Below are 7,787 nucleotides of genomic sequence, written 5' to 3'. Positions count from 1 at the left end.
TCCTGGCTCTCGCGCGGATAGGCGTGCACGAAGAACATCCGGCTATGGCACAGCCGGACATGCGCCACCTTCACCGTCGTCGTCACGCCCGCGAGAACCACGATCTCGTGGCTCCAGTCGAATTGATAAGCCTCGCCCGGATCGAAGCTGAGCGGCACGAACGCGGTCGCGGTACGGCCCGCTTCCTCGCGCTGCCAGCGACGCGCATGGCGCCGGACCGCGTCGTAGCCGCCTTCATATCCCTGGCCCCGCAACGTCTCGAACAGGCGCATCAACGTCAGCCGCTCGCGCCGGGGCTTCCCTTCGTTCTCCGCCAGAAGCCGCTCGAGTTCGGCGACGTGCTCGCCGAGCTTCGGCATCGGTTGAACCGCGCGGTCATAGCTGAACTTGCCATCCTCGGCTTCGATCGCCTTCCGGACCGTCTTCCGCGACACATGAAGCCGTCGCGCGATCTCACGCACCGATTGCTTCTGCACGAAATACGCCCGCCTGATCCGTCCAACCGTTTCCACCGTCGTCATCCTCCGCCTCTTCGCCAGCTCCGATCGCAGGCGAGCATAGATGACCCGGCGGGTGGTCCCCGATTAGACGCCGATCACCGGGTCAGGTGGGCACCAATTGCACGCCGAAACACAGGCTCGACGTTGCCGAGTTCGACCGGGTGCTGGTGCGCGCCAATGAGGCCCATGCGCCCGAGCGCCGGGCCCGCCGGGCGCGGCTGCGGGAGACCGAGAAGGAAATGCTCTCGGGCGTGCGCGGCCCCGAGCGGGCGGTGCTGAAGGGGCTCGACTTCAGCGAACTGGCCGACCTGCCGCCCGGCAGCCGTCAGGCGCTGGCCCGGGCGCTTGCCGCTGGCGAGACCGACTTCCGCCGCGCGACCGAGGCGGCGATCCCCGACGATCCGGGTCTGCGCCGCCGGGTGCGGGAGCAGATGGAGACGGCGGGGCGCGAGACCGCTGCCGCACGCAGCGTCGTTGCCGCCCGCCACGCCCGGATCCGCGACGATCTGGCCGCGGCGAGCCCCGAGGCCCTGCGCGCGACGGTGGCCGGGCTTCGGCCGCGCGATGCCGAGGCGCTGCATCGCCATCTGCGGGCGGGCGATGCCGCAGGTCTCGCCAGGGCCGCGGCGATCCTGCGCACCGCAGGCATGACGCCCGAGGCGGCCGCTGCGGCGGTCCAGCAGATGTCGGGGCGCGTGATCGAACAAGCGGCGCGCGCGCTCTACATGGACAACGTGCCGCCCGAGCACCGCGCCGCCATGGGCCAACTAACGCCCGACGCGCTGATGGAGGTCCGGGTGGCGCAGTTCACCCGCACCCCGCTCGACGACGTGCGGATCGAGGCGATCCTGGCCGATGTCAAGGCGCGCCGTCCCGCGGCCGATCTCGACGCCCTGCGGTCTGCGATCACCGAGACGGCCGCCACCCGCCACGGCCGACCGCGGTTCCGCGAGGCGCTGGCGCAGAAGCGCGCCTTCCTCGACCTCGTGCCCTTCGGGATGAAACGGAAGGTGCTTCAGACGCCGCTGATCGTGCTGCCAGACGACGCCTTCCTGAGCTTCGTCCACGGCAGCGGCAACGAAAGCGCGGTGACCCTGATCGTCGGCGGCCGGCCGGTGGTGCTGATGCGCGCCGGCGCCGATCCGGGCCGGCTCGGCGAAGAGGGGCTGCATGTTCTGCAGTACCACGACCCCGAGTTCCGGTCGCGGCTGGGCGGGCTCGACGAGGGGCGGATCGCGCGCTGGGACGAGCTGACGGTCGACGACCAGTTCGCCGCCTATCGCGGCAAGGTCGAGATCGAGATCGACGCGCAAGAGCGCGCCATCGGCCGGCTGCGCGCCCGGGCCGAGGCGGCGCTGTGGCCCGGCAGCCGGCAGCGGACGCTGGCCGATCTGGCCCAGGCCGAGGCGGCGCTGAAGGCGCTGACCGGGCGGCGGGACGAACTGGACGACTGGTCCGCCGACCGGCGGAACAGGGTCGCGCTCGGGCTCGAGGAAAAGCCTGCCTGGCTCCAGCAGCCGGCACGGATGTTCGCCAAGGGCGACGCGGATGATGCGCTGATCCACCGTCACTTGCCCGAGGCGCGGGCCCGGGTGCGGGCGGCCTACTATGACCTGACCCGCCGCTTCGACGATCTGCCGCGGACCGAACGCAAGCGGCTTCTGAACCTATTGCGCACCATGAAGGGCGCGGTCGAGATGGACGAACTGGTGCAGACGCTGGCGCTGGTCAACAGCGGCTCGAACGATCCGCGCCATGCCCATCTGCAGAACCTCGCGCCCGATGCTGTGACCGATGCGGTGCGCGACCATCTGTTCACCCGGCTCCGGGGCGGCACGGTCGACGACCGGGCGGCGGCGCTGACCCGTCGCATCAAGGCCCGGACCTTCGACACAGACAAGGCCGAGAACACCCGACTGCAGAAACTCTTTGCGGAGACGATCGAGGCGCTGCGCCACCCGTTGACGGGCGACGATCCCGAGCCTGCCGAGCTGACCGCAGCCCGGCAGGCGATGTTCCTGGCGCTGGAGAAGTTTCCCGCCAGCACCAAGAATGCAGCACTCGCCGAGCAGCTCCAGCTGGTGTCCCGGATGCTGGGGCTCGAACCGGCCGAGGGCGCTGGGGAGGGCGCGCTGCGCAAGCACCACCAGGTCCAGGCGATGATCCTCGAGGGGCTGGCGACCAACCGGACCCTGATGCTCGCCAAGGATGCGCCGCAGGCCTCGCACACCGCCTATATCGACACCGTGCGGCAGCTGCTCGAGGGCGGGGTCACCGATTATCCGCTGGCCGCGCAGCGCAGCGTGTTCGAGACCCTGTCGCGCGCTTATCTGGCCGGCGGTGACGCCGAGACGTTGGCCACCATCGCTGCGCTGCCGCGGCTGCTGGCTGAGGCCGAGGGTGTCGATCCCGGCCGCGCCCGCATCGCGCTGATGACGACGCTCGAATTCCTCGCTCACCAGCCGGTCAACCGCTACAAGGAGGTCGTGCAGAAGCTGGGGCCGCTTCTGCTCAACGCGGTCGACCTGCGCGCCCTGCCGGCAGGCTCCACCCCGGCGCCGGGGCGGATCAGCCTGGCCGACTACAACCACTACCTACAGCAGGCGATCAAGCACCCCAAGTTCGCGGCGAGCGTGATCCGGTTCGGCTCGCGCGCCCGCAGCCGGGAAGAAGCGGAACTGGGCGGGATCAGCGAGCAGGACCTGGGCCGGATGAGTGCGGCCAAGCCGATCGCTACCGGCCAGGAAAGCTTCCTCGACCGCCATGCCGCCGCGCCGGCCGGCAGGGGCGCGGACAGGATGTGGCGTCGACCCGGGAGGCCGTGGCCGACCAGGTGATGGACGCGGCAAGCGCCCACACGCCGCCCCTGACGCTCACCCATCCCGAGGCCCGGGCGATCGCCAAGCGGATCGAGGTGCTGGACCAGTCGGGGCTTTTCGCCGTGCTGACGGGCGGCGGGAAGAATCGCGACGTGCTGGTGCGGAGGTTTCTTGCCGATCTTGCCGAGAGCGGGCTTGAGGCACTGCCGGCCGCAGGGCAGGACACGCGCACTGCGACCGACATCCTCAACCGGCGGGGCAAGCGGATCGAGGACGGGTTCCGCGACTTCGTGCGCGCGCTCGCCTCCAAACCCGGCGCCGAGGCTGACATTCCGGGCCCGGCGCCGGTGCTCGAGGCGCTGGCGCGGCGTGGCACCTTCAAGGTCGGAGAGACCGAGATCAGCCTGTCGGAGCCGGCCCGGATCGAGCTGATCATGATCCTGGTGCGAGGCGGCAGCCCGTCGAGCTTCGCGGCGCTGCCGCCCGCCGCACGGGCCGAGGTCTCGGCCATGCTCGACCTGATGGTCCGAGACTACAGCAGCCGTCTGGGCTCCGACGTAAGCCCTGAGAACATTGCCGCCATCCAGACCTCGCTGCGCGAGATGCTGGGCGAGGGCATCGTCAATGTCGAACGCTCGGCCAAGGGGTCGATGTTCGAACACATGGTCGAGGGGCTGTTGAAGCTGGCCCAGAATCCGCCGGAGGGCGCCGATGTGCCGGCGATCTTCGCCCAGGTCAGTTCCGAGACGGCGAACGCAAGCGCACCGCGGGCCTTCCAGAGCGTCGACCAGATCAACGACAAGACCCCGCGCAAGCTCGACCACATCTGCCGGATCGGCGAGGCCGAGGACCTGCCGGCCGGTTTAAAGCAGGGCGACGCCATCGGCATCGATTCAAAGAACGGCCCCGGCGCCTTCAGCCCCGACCAGTTCCGCCGCTATCTCTACGAGATGCTGCAGGGGGCGCAGGGCAAGCCGTCGATATTCGATCCGTCGGGTGCCGACCAGAAGAAGCTGCGCGCGCTGATGTACATGGCCGACAGCCCCGAGAACGCCCGGCACGCCCATGCCGAAGTGGTCAAGATCCTGCGCGAGATCCTGGCCACCGAGTCGGGCGGCCGGCTGCGACTGGGGCTGGGGGATCCGCCGGTCGAGATCGACGCCGCGGTGCTGCGCGACAATGCCGAGAAGCTCAACGTGTTCTTCGCCCACATCGGCCAGGCCGCCGCGGGCAAGGGTGGCGGTCACCAGCTGGGACCCTTCATGATCGAGAACCTTGGCAGCACCGTGCCCGAACTCATCCGCGAAGTTCTGGGGCCGCCCGCGGTTGTTGACCGGGAAGATGCGGCGAAGACCCCGGAGCGTTGAGCGCCGGGGCCGCGGCGCTGGTTCGGTCAGGTGCTGCGCAGGGGCAGGACCACGAGCAGCGCAAGGATGGCCATGGCCAGCGAACCGATCATCAGCGGCACCGGCGTGCCGTCGAACGACAGCCCGGCCGGCACCGCGAGGAGCACGGCCAGCACGGTGGCCGCCGACCCGGTGATCGAGGCGGTCAGCCCGGCAAGGTGGCCCATCGGCTCCATCGCCATGGCGTTGAGATTGCCCACGGTCAGGCCCATCTGGCCGAAGATCACTCCCATCCAGCAGAGGTAGACGGCGAACTGCAGGCCCGGCGACAGCACGCCCGACAGGGTGAGGGCGAGAGCGAGCGCCATCAGGACGATCTCGATCGCCAGCACCGTGGTGACCAGGCGGCGCATCCCGACCCTTTCGACCAGGGCCGCATTCACCAGCCCCATCAGGCCCGAGAGCAGTGCGACGCCGCCGAACCAGAGCGGAAAACTCTCGGCCCGGCCGAAGGTGGTGTCAAAGACCTGCTGGGTCGAGGAGAGGGTCGAGAACAGCATCCCGAAGATCAGCGACTGGGTCAGGAGCGACCGCATCACCACCCGGTGGGTAACGATCTCCTTGCCGCCCTCGGCCAGCAGCGACAGCCGGAACGGGCGCCGCCGTTCGAGCGCAAGCGTCTCGGGTTGGCGCAGGCCGAGCCATGTCGCCGAGATCACGGCAAAGCCGACGAAAACAAGGAAGATCGTCCGGGAAAACTACCGGTTTCGATCCACGCCCCCGCGAAGGGGGCGACTGTCCAGGCAGAAAACTTTGGAACGGCACGAGAAGTCAAACCCCACGCGCGATTCCTCCCCGAGAAGCGCGGTCGACTGCCGCGGAGAGCGGGGAGTTGATACAAATGCCAACGATTTCAAAGAACCACGCCGGCGCGAACCTCACGACCCTTTCGGGCACGCATATGGTTCGCACTGGCATTCAAAAGATCAAGGGGCCACCCAGGTCCATCGCCGGCTTCGCGCCCACATGTTCGACTCGGTGGGTCCAGTTCGCGCCGAGATGATAGTAGCGCAGACTGTCCACCGCAGGGTCGATCACTCCTTCCAGCCGCGCCTTCAGCGTTACCCATTGCGCCGGATCCACCTCGATCTCGAAGACCGAGAACTGCACGTGCTGGCCGAAGTCCTGGCAGGCGCGTGCGATCTGGCGCAGCCGCTTGCGGCCGGCGGGCGTCAGCGTGTTCACATCGTAGGTAACCAGCACCATCATTTCCAGAACCATGGCGGATAGGCGTCGATGTCCCCGCGCAGGTGCCGTGCGAGCATCTGTGCTTGGGTACGAGGCCGAAAGGCGCCTTCTCGCCAAGGAAGGCGTGCTGGCGCTCTTCCTTCTTGCGCTCCTGCCAGGCGGTCAGCACCAGCTTGCGGGCGTCGTCGGAGAGGAGCACCGCGCCCCCGTCCATCGCGCGGAAATCGCCGGCGCGGAGCTGGCGGCGATTGACGAGCGACAGCGCCAGCCGGTCGGCGAGTGGCGCGCGCAATTCCTCCATCAGGTCGAGCGCGAGACTTGGTCGGCCCGGGCGGTCGCGATGGAGGAAGCCCACGGCGGGATCGAGACCGACGCTCTCGCAAGCGCTCCGGCAATCGTGGGTGAGCAGCGCGTAGAGGAACGATAGCAGCGCGTTTATCGGGTCGAGCGGCGGGCGGCGCGAGCGGCCGCGCCAGCGGAGTTCCGGGTCGGGTGAGCGGATCAGGTTGTCGAAGACCGAGAAGTAGAGGTTCGCCGCCTCGCCCTCGGAGCCGCGCATCGCGTCGAGCGTCGCATCGGCATAGGTCACGCGGCGCAGGATGTGCGCAATCCGCTCCACTGCTAAGTCAATGGCGGTGCGCGCCTCCTCCGCCATCTCCGGCCCATGATCACGCAGCGCGCGGAGCAGCACGGCGCGCTGGTCCGCGATCTTGCCGATGACGATCGAGCGGGTAATCTCTTCGGGCGCTTCGCTCGCTCGGTACTGCGCGCGGCGGAGGAGGACGTTGCCGCTGACTGGCCCTTCGATCCGCGCTTGGAACCGGCCGGCGCGGTCGAGTAGCACAAGTGTAATCCCGGCCGAGGCGCAGGTGCCGATCAGCGCCGGCGAGACGAAGACGGGCCCAAAGATCACCACTGAGGCCAGCATGTGCAGCGGCACCCGCGCTTTCGGGGCGCCGTCCACCTCGGCTACGAGGTTTTCGCCGTCCCTGCGCAACGCCGCGCCCTCGGTTGTGACATAGACGGTGTTGAGNGCAGCGGCACCCGCGCTTTCGGGGCGCCGTCCACCTCGGCTACGAGGTTTTCGCCGTCCCTGCGCAACGCCGCGCCCTCGGTTGTGACATAGACGGTGTTGAGGAGCTTCTTCATCGCGGCCCGACCTCGGCAGCGACCATCCGGTCGCGCCAGGCCCGCGCGGGCCGCGCCACGGCTTCGGGCCGGCAAAGGTCATGGAGCGAGCAGGCACGACAGCGCGCTTTCAGCGGCGTGGGCGGCGAGGTCTGCCCCGCTGCCCGCCGCATCTCTCCCCGGTCGCGCGCAACGAATGGCGCCGGCTCGCGGGGACCTTGCACGGCATGGGCGTGCTGACGGTGATCGACCGCGCCGCGCGCGGCCTCCTACACCAACTCCCGGGACACAACCAGATGCTCGGACAATCCAAACAGCGACCGCTGCTCCATTTCATCCCCTCTGATCTCGATGGAACCAGTGAATCACGACGGGCCGTCAAAGGGGAGGGTTATTGCGGGTGCCCAGCTGCCCGGCGTCGCGGCGCAGCGCTTCCTGGCGCGCGCGCCAGGCCCAGAACCTGGCGAGCATCACGCCGCGCCCAGGAGGCGCCGAGCCGTGGCATGGAGCCCGCCAAGGTAGCACGCCTGCGCCCGCGCCCGGGTCGCGAACCACGCCAGTTCGTCGCGATCTCGATAAAGCCGCCGGCTCGCCATCAGCGCGTCGCCGAGCCCGCGCTCGGTGACAAGCCTCTCAGAGCCGGACTCGAAACTCTACGCGCCGTGCCAATACCTTGCGAGGCGCCTGGTCAGGACGCGGATATGGGCGATGAATATCCACGCCTCGGCGGAAGCGATGGATTTCTC

General features: G+C 69.1%; 4 protein-coding genes and 2 pseudogenes. 2 read left to right on the top strand and 4 right to left on the bottom strand.

Going from position 1 to position 7,787, the window contains the following annotated elements:
- Positions 1-521, bottom strand: a pseudogene (locus ACLJK8_RS21090) (IS21 family transposase); the annotation flags it as partial.
- 86 nt (positions 522-607) lie between these two features.
- Here ACLJK8_RS21090 and ACLJK8_RS21085 point away from each other — a divergent pair.
- The gene (locus tag ACLJK8_RS21085; protein ID WP_413152354.1) at positions 608-3,337 is read left to right on the top strand and encodes a hypothetical protein; all 2,730 of its coding nucleotides are present in this window, start codon (positions 608-610) and stop codon (positions 3,335-3,337) included.
- Complete coding sequence (locus ACLJK8_RS21080; protein ID WP_413152353.1) at positions 3,322-4,686, top strand: hypothetical protein; 1,365 nt, start codon at positions 3,322-3,324, stop codon at positions 4,684-4,686. Before ACLJK8_RS21085 ends, ACLJK8_RS21080 begins: the two co-directional genes overlap by 16 nt.
- Positions 4,687-4,712: 26 nt before the next feature.
- Here the strand turns inward: ACLJK8_RS21080 and ACLJK8_RS21075 are convergent, their stop codons facing one another.
- The 3 genes and pseudogenes from ACLJK8_RS21075 to cas1c form a co-directional block, all read right to left on the bottom strand.
- Positions 4,713-5,384 carry a hypothetical protein gene (locus ACLJK8_RS21075; RefSeq protein ID WP_413152352.1) on the bottom strand — a complete coding sequence of 224 codons (672 nt, stop codon included), beginning with the start codon at positions 5,382-5,384 and terminating at the stop codon, positions 4,713-4,715.
- Positions 5,385-5,643: 259 nt separating this feature from the next.
- Positions 5,644-5,934 carry a CRISPR-associated endonuclease Cas2 gene (gene cas2, locus ACLJK8_RS21070; protein ID WP_413152355.1) on the bottom strand — a complete coding sequence of 97 codons (291 nt, stop codon included), beginning with the start codon at positions 5,932-5,934 and terminating at the stop codon, positions 5,644-5,646.
- A gap of 121 nt (positions 5,935-6,055) precedes the next feature.
- Positions 6,056-7,144 (bottom strand): annotated as a pseudogene (gene cas1c, locus ACLJK8_RS21065) (type I-C CRISPR-associated endonuclease Cas1c); the annotation flags it as partial.
- Positions 7,145-7,787 lie beyond the last annotated feature (643 nt).

Origin of the sequence: Amaricoccus sp. W119 (assembly GCF_047275745.1) — a bacterium.
In the GTDB taxonomy this organism is placed as follows: Bacteria; Pseudomonadota; Alphaproteobacteria; order Rhodobacterales; family Rhodobacteraceae; genus Amaricoccus.
Note: the sequence above shows the minus strand (reverse complement) of the source record. Positions and strands in the feature narration are given on the sequence as shown.